The sequence below is a fragment of the Pseudomonas sp. CAN1 genome, assembly GCF_030462585.1.
Classification (GTDB): domain Bacteria; phylum Pseudomonadota; class Gammaproteobacteria; order Pseudomonadales; family Pseudomonadaceae; genus Pseudomonas.
The window spans coordinates 48,297-63,890 of the sequence record NZ_JASMRU010000029.1 but is presented as its reverse complement, the minus strand read 5'-3'; the positions used below and the strand labels follow the sequence as shown (position 1 = coordinate 63,890).

Here is a 15,594-nt window from a genome sequence, read left to right as displayed (position 1 = left end):
GGTTCTGCACCGGAAGCTGGGCGATGACGCCCTCGAACGGCGCGGTCAGGCGCGCATAGCCGAGTTCCTGGCGGGCCAGCTTCAACGCGGCCTCGGCGGAGTCCAGCTGGGCCTTGCGCTGGTCCAGTTCGGCGCGTGCCACCAGTTGCCGCTCGTTGAGCGTGGCGACGCGCTGGTACTGGGCGCGGGCCAGGTTGAAGGTGGCTTCGCGATCACGCAGGCGCAGGCGCAGGTCGGCATCGTCCAGTTCGGCGATCAGCTGGCCGCGCTCCACGCGCTGGCCGGTCTTCACCGCCAGGGTCTTGAGATGCCCGGCGAGGCGGAAGGACAGGTCGACTTCATCCGAGGCCACCAGCTGGCCGGGGAACTGACGCACACCTTCGGCGGCCGCGGCGGGCACGCTGTAGAGCTTCACCGGGCGCACGCTGTCGACGGGCGCCGAGGGACTCGGGCCGCAACCGACGAGCAGGCTGGCGAGCAGAAGGCAGGCGGGGGTTTTCACGGAAGATTCCTCGTCATCGAGTGGGATGCGACAAGGCTGCGCGCCCACCGGAAAAGCCCGCCTGACATACATCAAGGGCTACCAGGCGGCCCTGGGAAAGTTCAGCGGCGGTACAGGAATCGTTCAGAAACGACCTACAACGAGTCGACCGTCAAACCTTCAGCACGCCACGGAAGCCCCGCGCGGCGTAATACGACTGCACACCGTTGTGGTAGGTGAAGGCCCGCTCGTAGCGGCGGTCGCCGAACAGGGCGCCGTCCAGCTTGCGCATGGAACCGGGGGTGCGCAGCCAACTGGAAGTCTTCTGGTCGAAGCTGCCCAGCTCCTGCAACTGGCGGTACTGCGTCTCGTCGAGCAGCTCGATGCCGATCTGCGCGGCCAGCTCGGTGGCGCAGCCGGCGGGCTTGTCCTTCTTGCGCGCGTCCAGCGCCTCGCGGTCGTAGCACAGGCTGCGGCGGCCGGCTGGGGTTTCGGCAGAGCAGTCGAAGAACAGGATGGCGCCGCTGGCGCTTTCGCGGCCGACCACGTCGGGTTCGCCGCCGGTGTCTTCCATCTGCGCCAGGGCCTTGAGCTTGGCCGGAGCGGCCGTTAGGCGCGCCTGGACGTCGGCCCAGTCGATGCCCTGGTGGCGTTCGGGGTGCTGCTCGAAGCGCGCCTGCAGGGTCGCCAGCAGGGTGTCGTGCTGTTTCGCATTCATCTTGCTTACTCTCGGCAGGGGTGAAGGTCAGAGAGTAAAGCAGGAATTGCGCGGGCCGCCGCTCAGCCGGCGTCGGCCCAGCGCTCGCGTACGGCGAGGATGTCGGGCAGGCAACCGAGGAACAGCTCCACCAGCTCGGGATCGAACTGGCTGCCTTTCTCCCGGCGCAGCAGCTCCACTGCGTCCTCGACGCTCCACGCCGGCTTGTAGGGGCGCACGCTGGTCAGCGCGTCGAACACGTCGGCGATGGCGACGATGCGGCCTTCCACGGGAATCTCCTCGCCGCGCAGGCCGTTGGGGTAGCCGGTGCCGTCCCAGCGTTCGTGGTGGGTGAGGGCGATGCTGCGGGCCAGGGTCAGCAGCGGCGAATCATGCTCGCCGATGATCCGCGCGCCGATCTCCGGGTGCTGGCGCATCACCGCCCATTCATCCTCTTCCAGGCGTCCCGGCTTCTGCAGGATGGCGTCGGGGATGCCGATCTTGCCCACGTCGTGCATGGGCGCAGCGTTGAGCAGGTCGTCGGCGGCCTTCTCGGCGAAGCCGGCGGCACGGGCGAGAATCTGCGCGTAGTGGCTCATGCGGATGACGTGCAGGCCCGTCTCGTTGTCCTTGTATTCCGAGGCCTTGCCCAGGCGCTGGACGATCTGCAGGCGGGTCTCGCGCAGCTCCTCCACGCGCACCAGCGACAGGTGCGTGCGCACCCGCGCCTTGACGATGGGCGGGCTCACCGGCTTGGTGATGTAGTCCACCGCGCCGACCTCGAAGCCCTTGGCCTCGTCCGGCACGTCCGTCAGGGCGGTGACGAAGATCACCGGGATGCCGCGCGTGGCCTGCTCGGCCTTGAACCGCTGGCACACCTCGAAGCCGGTCATGCCGGGCATCATCACGTCCAGCAGGACCAGGTCGGGGCGCTCGCGGTTGGCCAGCTCCAGCGCCTTGTCGCCGTCCTTGGCGAACAGCAGGCGGTAGTCGTCCTGGAGGATGTGGCGCAGCACCTGGAGGTTGGTGGCTTCGTCGTCCACCAGCAGCAGGCAGGGGCGATGATCTTGGGCGCTCAGGTTCATGCTTGCTCCAGACGGTGGCCGAGGGTGCGGACCCAGTGCAGGGCCTGGTCGAAGTCGAAATCGTCGATGGCCAGGTTCAGCGAGGCGAAGGCGTCGCGGTGCTCGCCCACGGCCGTGCCGGCGCGCAGGCGCTCCAGCGCAGCGTCGTCCAGGCCGCCGCGGGACAGCGCCAGTTCCAGGGCTTGCAGCGCTTCGCGCAGGTCTTCGGAGGCCGCCACGCCGACCAGCTGGCCGACCGTTTCGGTAATCGCCTCGGGCACCAGTGGCACCGACTCGCGGACGATGACGAACTCGGCGCGGGCGCGGTCCAGGGCGGTGCCCAGCTGTTCGGCGCTGCCATGATCCGCTGCGCTTTCCAGCGCGCCGATGGCCCCGGCCAGGCGCGGCAACGCTAGGTTGGCGGCGGCGCCGCGCAGGCGGTGGGCGAGGGCGGTGATGGCGGTGCGGTCGCCGCTGTCGACGGCCTGTTCGAGGGTAACGAAGCTGCCTTCCTGCTCATCGAGGAAGCGCACGATGGCCCGCGCCATGGGCAGCGGCCCGCCCCACAGGTGCGAGCCGGCGGTCCAGTCGAGGGTTGCCAGCGTTGCCGGCGCGGCAGCCTTCTTCCCAGGCGCGGCGGGTGCGGTGCCGAGCAGGCGGGCAATCTCGTCAAGCAGGCCGTTGAGTTCCAGCGGCTTGCTGGCGAAGCCGTTCATACCGGAATCGAGGGCGTTCTGCCGGTCGCGGTCGAGCACGCTGGCGGTGAGGGCAATGATCGGCACCGCCGCCGCGCCGCGCTGCTGTTCGATGGCGCGGATGCGCCGGGTGGCTTCCAGGCCATCCATGCCGGGCATCTGCACGTCCATCAGGATCAGGTCGAAGGCCTGGACGCTGTAGGCGTCCACCGCGGCCTGCCCGTCGCCGACGCTGTGCGGCTGGTGGCCGAGGCGGCGCAGGTTGAGTTCCAGCAGCTCGACGTTCTGCGGCACGTCATCCGCCACCAGGATGCGCAGCGGCGGCAGGCTCGGCGCGTGGCTGCGGGTGGTCGGTTGCACGCTGTGGCCGGCCGGCAGCGGCAGGTCGACGGTGAACACGCTGCCCTGGCCGACCTGGCTTTCCACGCTGAGGCGGCCGCCCATCAGTTCCACCAGCTGGCGCGAGATRGTGGTGCCCAGCCCGGTGCCGCCGAAGCGCCGGCTCATGGAGGCGTCGGCCTGGGCGAAGGGATCGAAGATGCGCTCCAGGCGGTCGGCGGCGATGCCGATACCGGTGTCGCGGATGGCCAGGCGCAGGGCGCCCGGTTCGCCCGTGATCACCAGGCGCACTTCGCCGCGCTCGGTGAACTTCACCGCGTTGCCCAGCAGGTTGGTCAGCACCTGCTGCAGGCGCAGCGGGTCGCCGCGGAAGTACTCGCCGGCGCGCTGGCCGTAGTCGATCAGCAGGTTCAGGCCCTTGCGCTCGGCGGACAGCCGCAGCGCTGCGCAGACCTGTTCGCACAGCTCCGGCAGGGAGAAATCGATGGCTTCCAGCTCGATGGCGCCGCGGTCGAGCTTGGCGGTATCGAGGATGTCGTTGAGCAGCCCCAGCAGCGAGCGCGAGGCGCTCTGCACGGTGTTCAGGTGGCGGCGCTGGTTCGGTTCCAGCGGCGAATCCAGCAGCAGCTCGGTGAAGCCCATGATGGCGTTCATCGGCGTACGGATTTCGTGACTCATGTTGGCGAGGAAGCTGCTGCGCGCGGCGGCGGCCTGCTCGGCGCGGTCGCGGGCGCTGCGCAGCTCCTGCTCCATGACCCGGCGCGGGGTCAGGTCGGTGGCCAGTTTCACCACCTTCACCGGCTTGCCGTCGAAATCCAGGATGGGGTTGTAGGTGGCATGAATCCACACTTCGCGCCCGTCCTTGGCCAGGCGGCGGTATTCGCCGACGCTGAACTCGCCCTTGCGCAGCTCCTGCCAGAACGCCTGGTATTCCTCGCTGTTGGCGTAGCCGGGCGGGCAGAACAGGCTGTGGTGCTGGCCGAGCAGCTCGTCCTCGCGGTAGCCGAAGAGTTCGAGGAAGTGCTCGTTGGCGGCCAGGACGCGGCCGTCCAGGTCGAACTCGATCAGCGCCATGGCGCGGCCGATGGCGGTGAACTTGCCTTCGTACTCGTTGCTCAGCAGCTTGGTTTCGGTGTGGTCGAGCAGCACGCCGTCGATCCACTGCGGGGTACCGGCCTCGTCGTAGCAGGCGCTGCCGCCTTCCCAGATCCAGTGCTCGGCGCCGCTGCGGTCGAACATGCGGTACTCGACGACGTAGCTGCGGCGCTCGGCGATGGCGCGGCGGACTTCCTCGTTCACCGCCGGTTGGTCATCGGGGTGGTACAGATCGCCGAAGGTGATGCGCCGGTCGATGAAATCCTGCGCCGACCAGCCGGTGACGGCCTCGACCGCCTCGCTGACGAACAGGGTGCTCCAGCCGGCGTCCGGGAGGACGCGGAAGGCGATGCCGGGCATGTTGCGGATCAGCGAGCGGTACTGTTCCTCGCTGGTGCGCAGGGCCTGCTCCATCTCGCGGCGCTCGCTGATGTCGGCGACGAACACGACGAACCACGGCTTGCCGTTGTGATCGGTGACGCCCAGGCTGACCCGCACTGGGAACTCGCGGCCGTCGCGGGTCAGGCCTTCGAGCTCCAGCTCCGAGCTGGTGAACTGGCGCTGGCCGCTGCGCTTGTAGTTCTCCAGCGCCAGGCGGAACTGGTGGCCGTAGGCCTCGTTCATCAGCACCTGCATGGACTGGCCGACCAGCTCGTGGGGGTGCCAGCCGAACAGGCGCAGCACGGCGTGGTTGACCGAGCGGATCACGCCGCTGTGGTCGATGGTGAGGATCGCCTCGACGGCAGCGTCGAGCAGCGAATCGAGGTGCTTGCGCCGCCGCTCCAGTTCCTGGAACAACTGGCGATAGCGCAGCAGGCCGTTCACCGCCGCCACGCAGATGCTCAGGCTGATGGTCGCCATGGATATCGCCAGCGCCAGGTAGAAGCTGCCCTGCACGCCCTGGGGCATGCCGAACTCTTCCGTGCCGACGAAGCGCGCGGCGGCCATCCCGGTGTAGTGCATGCCGGCGACCGCCAGGCCCATCACCGCACCGCTGACCAGGATCGCCAGGTTCGGCCGCATGTGCCCGCGCAGGCCGAAGCGAACCCATAGCGCGACGATCGCCAGCACCACGGCAACGATGATCGACAGGGCGAACATCTGCGGGTCGTAGCGCAGCAACGGTGCCATCTGCATCGCTGCCATGCCGCTGTAGTGCATGGCGCCGATGCCGGCGCCGACCAGCACGCCGCCGCCGATGAACTGCAGCTTGCTGACGTTGCGCTGGGCCAGCAGGTTCAGGGCGATCCACGAGGCGAACAGGCTCGGCAGGCTGGACAGCAGGGTGACCACCGGGTCGTAGCGCACCGAGGCGCAGAGCTGGAAGGACAACATGCCGATGAAGTGCATCGACCAGACGCCGCCGCCCAGCGCCACCGCGCCGGTACCAATAGCCAGCTGGCGATAGAAGCGGTTACGCGACATCCGCGCCACGCCCGCCAGTTGCAGGGCCATGGTCGAGGTGAAAATGGCGATGAGGATGGAGAGCAGCACCAGCACATCGTTGTGCTCGCCGAAGACCAGCAGGGAAGGCGTGTCGCCCGTGTAGAAGTAGCGCTGCAGATCGAGCATTGAACGTTGACCGTACTGCGTGCCGAAGGCCCGGTGGATGACGTGACTGGGTAGTCGGTGCAAAGCAGAGCACAGGATGACTTCAAATTGCCATCATTGTCGGTCGCTGCTCACGCGAAAATCGGCCCGCAGAACGGGAATCGGACGAGTGGGCGGCGCGTTTTCGGAAACGAAGCTGAATCGATCCAGCAGGTGAGGCACCCGACAAGCTTCTATCGGCGGGGAGGGCGGGAAATTGAGCGGCTGCCGACGGCTGGCAGTACAACGGAAAAGCCCGGCGCGGGGCCGGGCTTTTCGGGTGGTGCCGAACTGCGGATCAGGCAGGCATGTGCCATTCCTGCAGACGGTGGCCTTCCCGGTTGAGCTCGTCGCGGGCCTGGTTCAGCAGGCCTTCGAGCTGCTCCGGGTCGGAGTAGGCGGAGCTGGGAATGCGGGTGAGGCCCAGCAGTCGAGCACCGGTACGATCGAGGACGGACAGGTCGAGGCTGCCGTCGCCCCCCTGGTCAACCCAGGTGACGCAATTGAAGGGTTGGAAGGCTCGTCCGGTGATCAGCAGAGCCTCGTTGAAACGAAGAGTCGCATGCATGGTTGTGATCTCTCTGCGTGGTAATCCATTGCGAAGGTGGCGAAAGCGGTTCATCCACTTTCGTGTTCGTTCACGCAATTGATGTTTTCAGACCCGAAGAAAGTCACAGCCCATGTCGCGTTTGTACACAAAGTAGTCGCAATTTAATCCGCTGAAAATCCTGCAGGCCCCGTCATCCGTGGCCTGCAGGGCGCTCTGGGGTGCGCCATCGCGCCGCATATACCGTTCGTCAGGCTCGATCAGCGGTCAGGCCTGCATGGCCCAGCCGTCGACGTTCATCGCCGCCTGGCGCAGCGCCTCGGAACGCGTCGGGTGCGGGTGGCAGGTACGCGCGATGTCCTCGGCGGCGCCGCGGAATTCCATGGCCACGCAGTACTCCGCGATCATGTCGCCGACGTTCGGGCCGATCATGTGCACGCCGAGGATTTCGTCGCTGCGCTCGTCCGCCAGCACCTTCACGAAGCCTTCGGTCTCGTGGTTGATCTTCGCCCGGCTGTTGGCGCTGAAGGGGAACTTGCCCACCTTGTAGGCGCGGCCCTCGGCCTTGAGCTGCTCCTCGGTCCTGCCCACGGTGGCGACTTCCGGGTGGGTGTAGATCACGCTGGGGATGACGTCGTAGTTCACTTCCCCAGCCTTGCCGGCGATCAGCTCGACGCAGGAGATGGCCTCGTCCTCGGCCTTGTGCGCGAGCATCGGGCCGGAGGTCACGTCGCCAATCACCCAGATGCCCGGCACGCTGCTGCGGTGCTCGTGGTTCTCCAGCATGCCGCGCTTGTCGGTGGCCAGGCCCACGCTTTCCAGGCCGAGGCCCTGGGTGTAGGGGCGGCGGCCGATGGCGAGCAGCACGTAATCGGCCTCTATTGTCTCCGCCGCGCCGCCGGCGGCCGGTTCCACGCTCAGGGTCACCTGCTTGCCGCTGAGCTTGGCCTGGGTGACCTTAGAGCCGAGCTTGAAGCTCATGCCCTGCTTGGTCAGCGCACGCTGGAAGGTCTTGGCGGTTTCCAGGTCCATGCCGGGGCAGATGCGGTCGAGGTACTCGATCACCGTGACCTCCGCGCCCAGGCGGCGCCACACCGAGCCCAGTTCCAGGCCGATGACGCCGGCACCGATCACCACCAGGTGCTTGGGCACCTCGGGGATGGACAGTGCGCCGGTGGAGTCGAGGATGCGTTTGTTGTCGACCTCGACGCCCGGCAGCGGCGAGGGCTCGGAGCCGGTGGCGATGATGATGTCCTTGGCGGTCAGCGTGCTCTTGCTGCCATCGGCGGCGCTCACCTCGACCTTGCCCGGCCCGTCGATGCGGCCCCAGCCCTTGACCCAGTCCACCTTGTTCTTGCGGAACAGGAATTCGACGCCCTTGGTCAGCGCGGTCACGCTCTCGGCCTTCTGCTTCATCATCTGCGCCAGGTCGAGCTTGGGCTTGACCTGGATGCCGAGGTTGGCGAACTCGCCGCCGGCCGCCGCTTCATACAGCTCGGAGGCGTGCAGCAGCGCCTTGGACGGCATGCAGCCGACGTTCAGGCAGGTGCCGCCGAGGGTTTCGCGGCCCTCGACGCAGGCCACCTTCAGGCCCAGCTGGCCGGCGCGAATCGCAGCGTTATAGCCACCGGGGCCGCCGCCAATGACGATCACATCGTAAGCGCTCATGCAGTGTTCTCCTCAGTTGGGAAACGGGCAGTAGGAAAAGGGTGAAACGAGGTTAGTCGGTGGTCGCGGGATGGCCAGCGCAGAGCCCCGGCAATCCGTTACCTGATTTATATTACATACATAATATATTTGCCCGGGCAAGTGGCCGGCACATGACAGGCGCGGCGGGGAGGGCGAAAATGCAGGGCTTTGGCGCCCCAGGTTCGTGCGCCTACGGAGAATTCATGAAGATCGACTGCGATTTCGACAGCGGCAACATCCAGCTCATCGACGCCAGCGACCCGCGCCACGTGCGCCTGGCGCTGCGCCCGGACACCAGAAGCCCGCACTTCCAGTGGTTCCACTTCAAGGCCGAGGGCCTCGAACCCGGCCAGCAGTACCAGTTCAGCCTGACCAACACCCCCGGCTCCAGCTACACCGGCGGTTGGCCGGGCTACAACGCGGTGGCGTCCTACGATCAGCGCGAGTGGTTCCGTGTGCCCAGCACCTACGACTCCAACGGCCTGCACTTCAGCCTCGACGCCGAGCAGCCCCAGGCCTGGTTCGCCTACTTCGAGCCTTACAGCCGCGCACGGCACGCCGAGCTGGTGCAGCGCGCCCAGGCCAACGGTGCCGAGCTGCTCGCCACCGGCCACAGCCTCGAAGGCCGCGAACTGCCCCTGTTGCGCATCGGCAAGGGTGCGGCGGGCGCAAGGAAGATCTGGCTGATCGCCCAGCAGCACCCCGGCGAGCACATGGCCGAATGGTTCATGGAAGGTCTCATCGAGCGCCTGCAATCGGGGGATGCGGACATCCAGCGCCTGCTGCAGCGCGCCGACTTCTACCTGGTGCCGAACATGAACCCGGACGGTGCCTTCCACGGCCACCTGCGCACCAACGCCGCCGGCAAGGACCTCAACCGCGCCTGGGCCGCGCCCAGCGCCGAGGAAAGCCCGGAGGTGCTGTTCGTCCAGCAGCAGATGGCCCAGTACGGCGCGGACTTGTTCCTCGACGTGCACGGCGACGAGGAAATCCCCTTCGTGTTCGCCGCCGGCTGCGAAGGCAACCCGGAATACACCCCGCGCCTGGATCGCCTGGAAAGCCTGTTCCGCGAACGCCTGGAGGCCAACGGCGAATTCCAGAGCGTGCATGGCTACCCGAAGAACGCCCCCGGCAAGGCCAACCTCACCCTGGCCTGCAACCACGTCGGCCGCACCTACGACTGCCTGTCGCTGACCCTGGAAATGCCGTTCAAGGACCACAACCTCTCGCCCAACGCCCGCACCGGATGGAACGGGGCGCGCTCCAAGGCGCTGGCCGGCGCGGTGCTGGTGACGGTGGCGAGCCTGGTGGACGAGTTGCGTGGCTGATTCGGAATGACCCGCTTTTTGTAGGAGCGAGCTTGCTCGCGAACGAGATATCCGGCAGCACCTTCGCTGGGCGGTTCGCGAGCAAGCTCGCTCCTACAGGTCAACTCCCCGTGTCCCGCTCAGCCCCTGCGGGCCTGAACCGGCCACCGCCGGTCCGGCCTCGCACCGCGTTAATCCCCCGCTAATCCACTTCGTCGGACTGTATTCCGTATCCCGGAGCCTCCGCTGCGCTTCCTTCATCCCTTTCCCTGCGGGAAGCGGCATCCCAGAGCGGTCGGCTTCTGTAACTTCGGGCTTACCCAGTAGCCGTTGTCTTACAAAAAACAGACTGAAAACTTGAACTGCTTCACATAAAATCGACCTATCCGCTTAGTGCATTTCGCTCTATCCGCAGTCGCCAGTCAGCAGTAGAAGTCGCCCATGGAAAACCACAGCACCCCCCTGGGGCCGGTCCCCACTCATTTGCTCCGCGAGGCCGCGGCAAAGAAGACGGGCCTGGGCTGGGTCGTCGAATTCAACATCGCGACCTGGCTCAACCTCGCCGTGCGCGCTGCCACCCCCATCGTCCTCAAGGTCAGCTACCTGGACGGCGACAAGCCACGCGAAGTGCTGGTCGACAAGGGCACCCTGCACGGCGCCCAGCGCATCCTCCTGTGCGGCATCGCCCGCCTGGGGGTGAACCAGAAGCTCGAATCCATGAGTCTGTCGCTGGAAACCCAGGCGCCGATCCAGTCGCTGCTGGTCGAGGAACTGTTCGTCCAGGCCCTGGAAAAGCAGGTGGTGAAGAAGGACGGCGTGCGCAAGTCGCGCTGACTACCCGCCGCGAGGGGCGCCGCCTGCCGGCGCGCACGCTGCAATCGGCAGGCATTCCCGCCATGCATGACGCAGCGCCGGGCTTGCGATTCGACGGCCGGAGCGGGGAACATCGCCTGGCCCCACCCGTAAGCCAGGAAAGCCCATGCCCCTCGATATCGACCAGCTCAAGCTCTACACCGCCCACCGTGGCGTCGCCATCCCCATGCTCGACCACCTGCAGTTCCGCCATGCCCCCGCCGCCGATGGCAAAGGGCCGGGCTGCCTGGTGGTACGGATCGAGCCGCACTTCCTCAATGGCTGGGCCAACGCCCACGGCGGGCTGATCATGACCCTGCTCGACGTTGCCATGGCCCTGAGCGCCAGCGATGCCGACGAAGCCTATCGCGGCGTGGTGACCGTGGAGATGAAGACCAACTTCCTGCGCCCCGGCGGCGAAGCGGGGGAAATCCTCGAAGCCCACGGCAAGGTCCAGCACCACACCCGCTCCATCGCCTTCTGCGAGGGCGAGTTGCGCAACAGCCAGGGCGTGGTGGTGGCCACTTCCAGCGGCACCTTCAAGTACGTCAACAAGCCGCGCCCGCTGGCCGACGCCTGACCCGTTCCGTTCCCCTCCTGTTAGCGGCCGTGGACGGAAATTCGCGGCCGTTTCCCTGCGCTGATATCGCCTTGCTGGCAGCCCCATTCATCGGTGCGCTGGCGCCGTTAAGACCTTCTTAATTCATCGGGTGTCCTATCGAGGAACGCTCTAGCACGGGCTTTGTAAGAAATTTCTTTCACTGGCTGTCATGAATTCGTCACAAAGCATGACTACATTTTTCTGTCATGAAAGTGTCACGCGATGTGACTGAGCCAGTGACGGCACAAGGCAAACCACCATGCTGCTCGATGACAAGAACTTCCCACGACGCGTCCAGCGCGACCTGCTGGATGACCGCGACGAAGAGCTCGAACTCGAACTGTTCGACGAACTCTACGACTTCGAAGGGCTGCGCCACGGCAGCCTGCAGACCCATGAGGAACGCCTGGCGCGCCAGCGTTACTTCCACACCCTGTTCAGCCTGCAGGCCGAGCTGGTCAAGCTGCAGAACTGGGTGGTAAAGACCGGCCACAAGGTGGTCATCCTCTTCGAAGGGCGCGATGCCGCCGGCAAGGGCGGGGTGATCAAGCGCATCACCCAGCGCCTCAACCCGCGCGTCTGCCGGGTTGCCGCGCTGCCCGCGCCGAACGACCGCGAACGCACCCAGTGGTACTTCCAGCGCTACGTCTCGCACCTGCCGGCGGCGGGGGAGATCGTCCTGTTCGACCGCAGCTGGTACAACCGCGCCGGTGTTGAGCGGGTCATGGGCTTCTGCACCGACGCCCAGTACGAGGAATTCTTCCGCAGCGTGCCCGAGTTCGAACGCATGCTCGTGCGCTCCGGCGTGCAGGTGCTCAAGTACTGGTTCTCGATCTCCGACGAGGAACAGCACTACCGCTTCCTCAGCCGCATCCACGACCCGCTCAAGCAGTGGAAGCTCAGCCCGATGGACCTGGAATCCCGCCGCCGCTGGGAGTCCTACACCAAGGCCAAGGAAACCATGCTCGAACGCACCCACATCGCCGAAGCGCCCTGGTGGATCGTCCAGGCCGACGACAAGAAGCGCGCGCGGCTCAACTGCATCAGCCACCTGTTGAGCCAGATTCCCTACCAGGAAGTGCAACAGCCTGCTGTCGATTTGCCCGAGCGGCAACGCCACGAAGGCTACCGCCGGCATCCCACACCGTCGGAGCTGCAGGTGCCGGAAGTCTACTGAGCCGCCGCCGCGGACAACTTTTGTAGGATGGGTGGAGCGCAGCGATACCCATGCTGACCTTGCGCGGAGCAATCGATGGGTATCGCTGCGCTCCACCCATCCTACGTTCGAGGCTCTGCCTGTAATTCCGGAGCGGCCCATCACCTCGGTTCGCGAGCAAGCTCGCTCCTACAGTCGCAGCCATGCTCTTCGTAGGAGCGAGCTTGCTCGCGAACCCGCCTCACCTCCGAACCCCTCCCGCCACAAAAAAGCCGCCCCGAAGGGCGGCTTTTTGCTGCGCAACTGGCCGCAATCAGTGCCAGAACAGCGCGATCAGGATGATGATCGGGATCGGTACGCCGAGGAAGTACAGAAGAATCGAGCGCATGGTGTGCCTCCAGTCAGTGGGCGGGACGGGAATGGGACGAGACGTGTGCGGGCGTGCGGTTCACCAGCACCACCGCATCGCGACGGCGGCCGCCGTGGATGGCCAGGAAGCTGGCGAAGAACGCACCGCACAGCAGCGCGACGAACATCCACAGTGCCGAGCCGGCGGCCACCTTGCGCGCGGTGTCGGCGGCCTGCTGGGCCTTCAGCTTGGCCTGCTGCGCGGCGCCGAATACCTGGTCGATGCGCTGCTCGGCTTCCGCCTGGCTGATCTCGGTACGCTGCGCCACCACGCGGGCGAGGTAGGTGCGGTCGTCCGCATTGAGCTGACCTTCGGCGAGGCTGCGCACGAAGATGCGAGTGGCGATGGCATGGGCTGCGTCATCGCTCACCGCCACCGGACGGTTGTCGCGGAACAGCATGTCGATGAAGTAGCCCGAGCCATCATTGGAACGGTTGGCGCCGTGGGTCGAACCCGCCGCGGCGGCAGCGCTGGTGGCCGCCGAAGCACTGGCCTGCAGGCCGCCGCCGACGATACTGCTCACCGAGCCCACCACCAGCGTGGCCGTCACCAGCGTGGCCACGGCCCAGGCGAGGAAGCCATGGGCGGTATCGCGGAAATACACCTCGTCGTCATGCAGACTGGCCCAGCGCACCCGCAGGCGCCCGGCGACGTAGCCGCCCAGGCCGGAAGCGAGAATCTGCGTCAGCATCAGCCAGATGACGGTGGATATCCCCATCTGTTTCAACGTCGCGCCATCGCCCGGCCAGGGCGACACCGCGGAAAAGCCCAGGCCGAAGCCCAGGAGAATCAGGATCAGGGACAGCGCCGCCGCTCCAGCGGCCCCGGCGAACACCGCCGCCCAGGACACCCCCGAATGGTCGGCGGTATCCACGGCAGTGGCTGCGTAGGCATCAGTGGTTGTCATCATCTTGGCTGCTCCGTGGCGAGAGGGTGGAAACCTCGATGAGAGCTGCTGCAGCCGTTGTGCCAAATGTTACAAAATAATAAAGTCAGCCTTATCAACGGCTTGCAAAAGCTGATCGAGCTGCCGCCATGCAGCCTGCAAGATCGGCCGTTTTGCGCCTTGGCAGATTGCATGACTGCCGCGCCGTGCTCCCTTCGCCATGCCGGCCGCATGCAGCATGGCGGAAGACGGCGCCGCCACGGTGCCTACCTTCAACCCACGCAGGACGCCACGCCATGAGCCTCGACCCCTTGACCCTGCTGTGGAGCGCACCGCTGGTGATGCTGCTCGGCGGCTACCTGCTGATCCGCTGCATCGGCGGGCTGCGCCGGGTGATCGCACCCGACGTCCGCTACCGCTGGGCCGACCCCGCCCGCTCGGAAGTGGTGTCACTGCCGCAGCCGGGGCGCTACGTGGTCAACATCGTCTTCCCGCCGTTCACTGTCGTCACCGGTACCGCCCACTTCAACGCCGATTTCGCCATCACCGCCTGTGCCACCGACAAGCCCGTGCCCTACCAGGCGTACAGCCGCTTCAACGTCTTCACCGTGCGCCGCAGCGACATGGGCGGCAACTCCAGCAATCCCCTGGGCGAATTCCACTGCAGCGAGCCCGGCGACTACCGGATCACCTGCCTGACCCCGCAGCACATCCGCCCCGGCTTCCTGCTGGAAGTGACGCCCTACGTCTCGCCGGCCGGCGTCGTCCCGCTGATCCTCGGCACACTGCTCGCGTCCTTCATGACCATCGGCGGGCTGATCATGACCCTGCTCAAGCTGGCCGGCACGCTCTGACGCCACCGTACTGCGGCTTCTGCAGGGCGAATAACCGTGAAGCGGTTATCCGCCGCCACACCGCCACGGCGGATAACGCGTGCCGCGTTATCCGCCCTACGACCTGACTTCACGACGCCGGGTCCGGCCCTGACGCACCAGTAGGATGGGTGGAGCGCAGCGATACCCATGCTGTTGGCGCGCAGGCATTGATGGGTATCGCTGCGCTCCACGCCATCCTACGAACGGCATTTCCCGGTGGCCTCGTATGGCCTACAACCGCCGCGCCATGCTTCCGGGGTTCTTGCCGAATCGACGCTCAGGCTCAAGGCATTGAGCTAGCAATCAGTGAAAGTCGCCCAGACGGAAGCTGGTGTGGGCGAGAAGATAGGCATCCACCTCGGCCAATGAGGTGAGATCCACATGCCGGGCGTCCGCACCGTCCAGCGACAAGGTCAGTGCGCTGCCGGCGCTCGAGAGGGATGCACGGAATTGATGACCGTCTTCCTCGATCAAGGCCGAAAGCGGACGCTGCGCCAACTGACGTTCAATCTCTGCATAGAGCGCCACTTGATTTGCTTCGCGCCCGCTTGATCGTATGGCTTTGGCTGCGTACCAGATGGCCGCTGGTATCAGCAGCCATAGCAACTCCGTTACAAACCACTGCTGCATGGCCAACTCGCTTTCCCTGTAGACCAGGCAAGCGTGGCAGGACAGGGCAGGGCGTACAACCGTACGCGGTTGTACGCCCTGCCTCGCGCCATTGTGGTTCGGTGTCCGGCCAAACGGCGGATAACGCGTGCCGCGTTATGCGCCCTACGTCCGCAACCTTTTCGCCCAACCGCGCCAGCCGCTGCGCCCGGCGAGGGGCGAGCGGCCGCTCAGTACGCGGGGCAGGTCGCCGAAGCGCACCCAGAGATCATCCTGCCAATCCAGCACCCGCAGGCATTGCCGTTCGAATTGCAGCTCCACGTGGCGCGGGCCGCTGGCGTTGAACTGGCTGCGCACCTGCGGCACCACCGTGCCGCTGATCCAGCGCCGCAGCGCGCCATAGTCCGGCACGTTGAACAGCACCATCGCCTGGTACACGGCGGATTCGCTCAGCAGCACGTAATCGAGTTCCAGGCCGTCTTCGGTCAGCAGCCGCTCCTGGCGAATCTGGTCGTCCGCCAGGCGCATGGCCAGGCGGTCTTCGTGCGTATAGCCGGTCACGCGGCAGAAGTCGGAGAGGATGAACCAGACCTGATCGTCGATCAGCAGGGCGCGCAGGGTGCGGCGGTTACGGAGGAAGGGGAGTGGGGTGGGTAAGGGTAAATCGTCCATGGAGTAAGTCCTTGCTCTGAAGTCAAAGAC

14 protein-coding genes are annotated in these 15,594 nt (G+C 66.2%); 5 read left to right on the top strand and 9 right to left on the bottom strand.

What is annotated here, in order from left to right:
* From QO207_RS25885 to lpdA, 6 genes are all read right to left on the bottom strand, one after another.
* The coding region (locus QO207_RS25885; RefSeq protein WP_301535117.1) for an efflux RND transporter periplasmic adaptor subunit at positions 1-502 on the bottom strand (502 nt) is incomplete at its 3' end.
* Positions 503-653: 151 nt separating this feature from the next.
* Positions 654-1,199: a DUF4256 domain-containing protein gene (locus tag QO207_RS25880; protein ID WP_301535116.1), complete on the bottom strand. Its 546-nt coding sequence runs from the start codon at positions 1,197-1,199 to the stop codon at positions 654-656.
* 62 nt (positions 1,200-1,261) lie between these two features.
* Entirely contained in the window at positions 1,262-2,263 is a 1,002-nt protein-coding gene (locus QO207_RS25875) for a two-component system response regulator (RefSeq protein WP_301535115.1), read from the bottom strand.
* Positions 2,260-5,943 (bottom strand): PAS domain S-box protein, encoded by a 3,684-nt coding sequence (locus QO207_RS25870; protein ID WP_301535114.1) that lies wholly within the window; start codon positions 5,941-5,943, stop codon positions 2,260-2,262. The genes QO207_RS25875 and QO207_RS25870 overlap by 4 nt, the downstream gene beginning before the upstream one ends.
* Before the next feature lie 316 nt (positions 5,944-6,259).
* On the bottom strand, positions 6,260-6,529 hold the full coding sequence (locus QO207_RS25865) for a hypothetical protein (protein ID WP_301535113.1): 270 nt from the start codon (positions 6,527-6,529) through the stop codon (positions 6,260-6,262).
* A 246-nt stretch (positions 6,530-6,775) separates the two neighbouring features.
* Positions 6,776-8,176, bottom strand: coding sequence for a dihydrolipoyl dehydrogenase (gene lpdA / locus QO207_RS25860; protein WP_301535112.1), 1,401 nt, complete (start codon positions 8,174-8,176; stop codon positions 6,776-6,778).
* 224 nt (positions 8,177-8,400) lie between these two features.
* Between lpdA and QO207_RS25855 the strand changes: the two genes are divergently transcribed.
* From QO207_RS25855 to ppk2, 4 genes are all read left to right on the top strand, one after another.
* The gene (locus QO207_RS25855) at positions 8,401-9,525 is read left to right on the top strand and encodes a M14-type cytosolic carboxypeptidase (protein WP_301535111.1); all 1,125 of its coding nucleotides are present in this window, start codon (positions 8,401-8,403) and stop codon (positions 9,523-9,525) included.
* A 420-nt stretch (positions 9,526-9,945) separates the two neighbouring features.
* On the top strand, positions 9,946-10,338 hold the full coding sequence (locus QO207_RS25850) for a hypothetical protein (protein WP_301535110.1): 393 nt from the start codon (positions 9,946-9,948) through the stop codon (positions 10,336-10,338).
* Between the two features lie 145 nt (positions 10,339-10,483).
* A complete protein-coding gene (locus QO207_RS25845) occupies positions 10,484-10,936 on the top strand; it encodes a PaaI family thioesterase (protein WP_184593448.1) in 453 nt (150 codons plus the stop codon).
* 280 nt (positions 10,937-11,216) lie between these two features.
* A complete protein-coding gene (gene ppk2 / locus QO207_RS25840) occupies positions 11,217-12,134 on the top strand; it encodes a polyphosphate kinase 2 (protein ID WP_301535109.1) in 918 nt (305 codons plus the stop codon).
* 380 nt (positions 12,135-12,514) lie between these two features.
* On the opposite strand, the gene QO207_RS25835 is transcribed toward ppk2, so the two are convergent.
* Complete coding sequence (locus QO207_RS25835) at positions 12,515-13,432, bottom strand: hypothetical protein (protein WP_301535108.1); 918 nt, start codon at positions 13,430-13,432, stop codon at positions 12,515-12,517.
* Between the two features lie 272 nt (positions 13,433-13,704).
* Here QO207_RS25835 and QO207_RS25830 point away from each other — a divergent pair, with 272 nt between their 5' ends.
* Entirely contained in the window at positions 13,705-14,262 is a 558-nt protein-coding gene (locus QO207_RS25830) for a hypothetical protein (RefSeq protein ID WP_301535107.1), read from the top strand.
* A 324-nt stretch (positions 14,263-14,586) separates the two neighbouring features.
* On the opposite strand, the gene QO207_RS25825 is transcribed toward QO207_RS25830, so the two are convergent.
* Positions 14,587-14,913, bottom strand: a complete 327-nt coding sequence (locus QO207_RS25825) for a hypothetical protein (protein WP_301535106.1) — start codon at positions 14,911-14,913, stop codon at positions 14,587-14,589.
* A gap of 144 nt (positions 14,914-15,057) precedes the next feature.
* Positions 15,058-15,564: a BRO family protein gene (locus tag QO207_RS25820; RefSeq protein ID WP_301535105.1), complete on the bottom strand. Its 507-nt coding sequence runs from the start codon at positions 15,562-15,564 to the stop codon at positions 15,058-15,060.
* Between the last annotated feature and the right edge of the window lie 30 nt (positions 15,565-15,594).

Coding starts and splice junctions, on each gene's coding strand:
- QO207_RS25880 (WP_301535116.1), bottom strand. CDS start 1,199: ATGAATGCGAAACAGCACGACACCCTGCTGGCGACCCTGCAGGCGCGC.
- QO207_RS25875 (WP_301535115.1), bottom strand. CDS start 2,263: ATGAACCTGAGCGCCCAAGATCATCGCCCCTGCCTGCTGCTGGTGGAC.
- QO207_RS25865 (WP_301535113.1), bottom strand. CDS start 6,529: ATGCATGCGACTCTTCGTTTCAACGAGGCTCTGCTGATCACCGGACGA.
- lpdA (WP_301535112.1), bottom strand. CDS start 8,176: ATGAGCGCTTACGATGTGATCGTCATTGGCGGCGGCCCCGGTGGCTAT.
- QO207_RS25855 (WP_301535111.1), top strand. CDS start 8,401: ATGAAGATCGACTGCGATTTCGACAGCGGCAACATCCAGCTCATCGAC.
- QO207_RS25850 (WP_301535110.1), top strand. CDS start 9,946: ATGGAAAACCACAGCACCCCCCTGGGGCCGGTCCCCACTCATTTGCTC.
- QO207_RS25845 (WP_184593448.1), top strand. CDS start 10,484: ATGCCCCTCGATATCGACCAGCTCAAGCTCTACACCGCCCACCGTGGC.
- ppk2 (WP_301535109.1), top strand. CDS start 11,217: ATGCTGCTCGATGACAAGAACTTCCCACGACGCGTCCAGCGCGACCTG.
- QO207_RS25835 (WP_301535108.1), bottom strand. CDS start 13,432: ATGATGACAACCACTGATGCCTACGCAGCCACTGCCGTGGATACCGCC.
- QO207_RS25830 (WP_301535107.1), top strand. CDS start 13,705: ATGAGCCTCGACCCCTTGACCCTGCTGTGGAGCGCACCGCTGGTGATG.
- QO207_RS25825 (WP_301535106.1), bottom strand. CDS start 14,913: ATGCAGCAGTGGTTTGTAACGGAGTTGCTATGGCTGCTGATACCAGCG.
- QO207_RS25820 (WP_301535105.1), bottom strand. CDS start 15,564: ATGGACGATTTACCCTTACCCACCCCACTCCCCTTCCTCCGTAACCGC.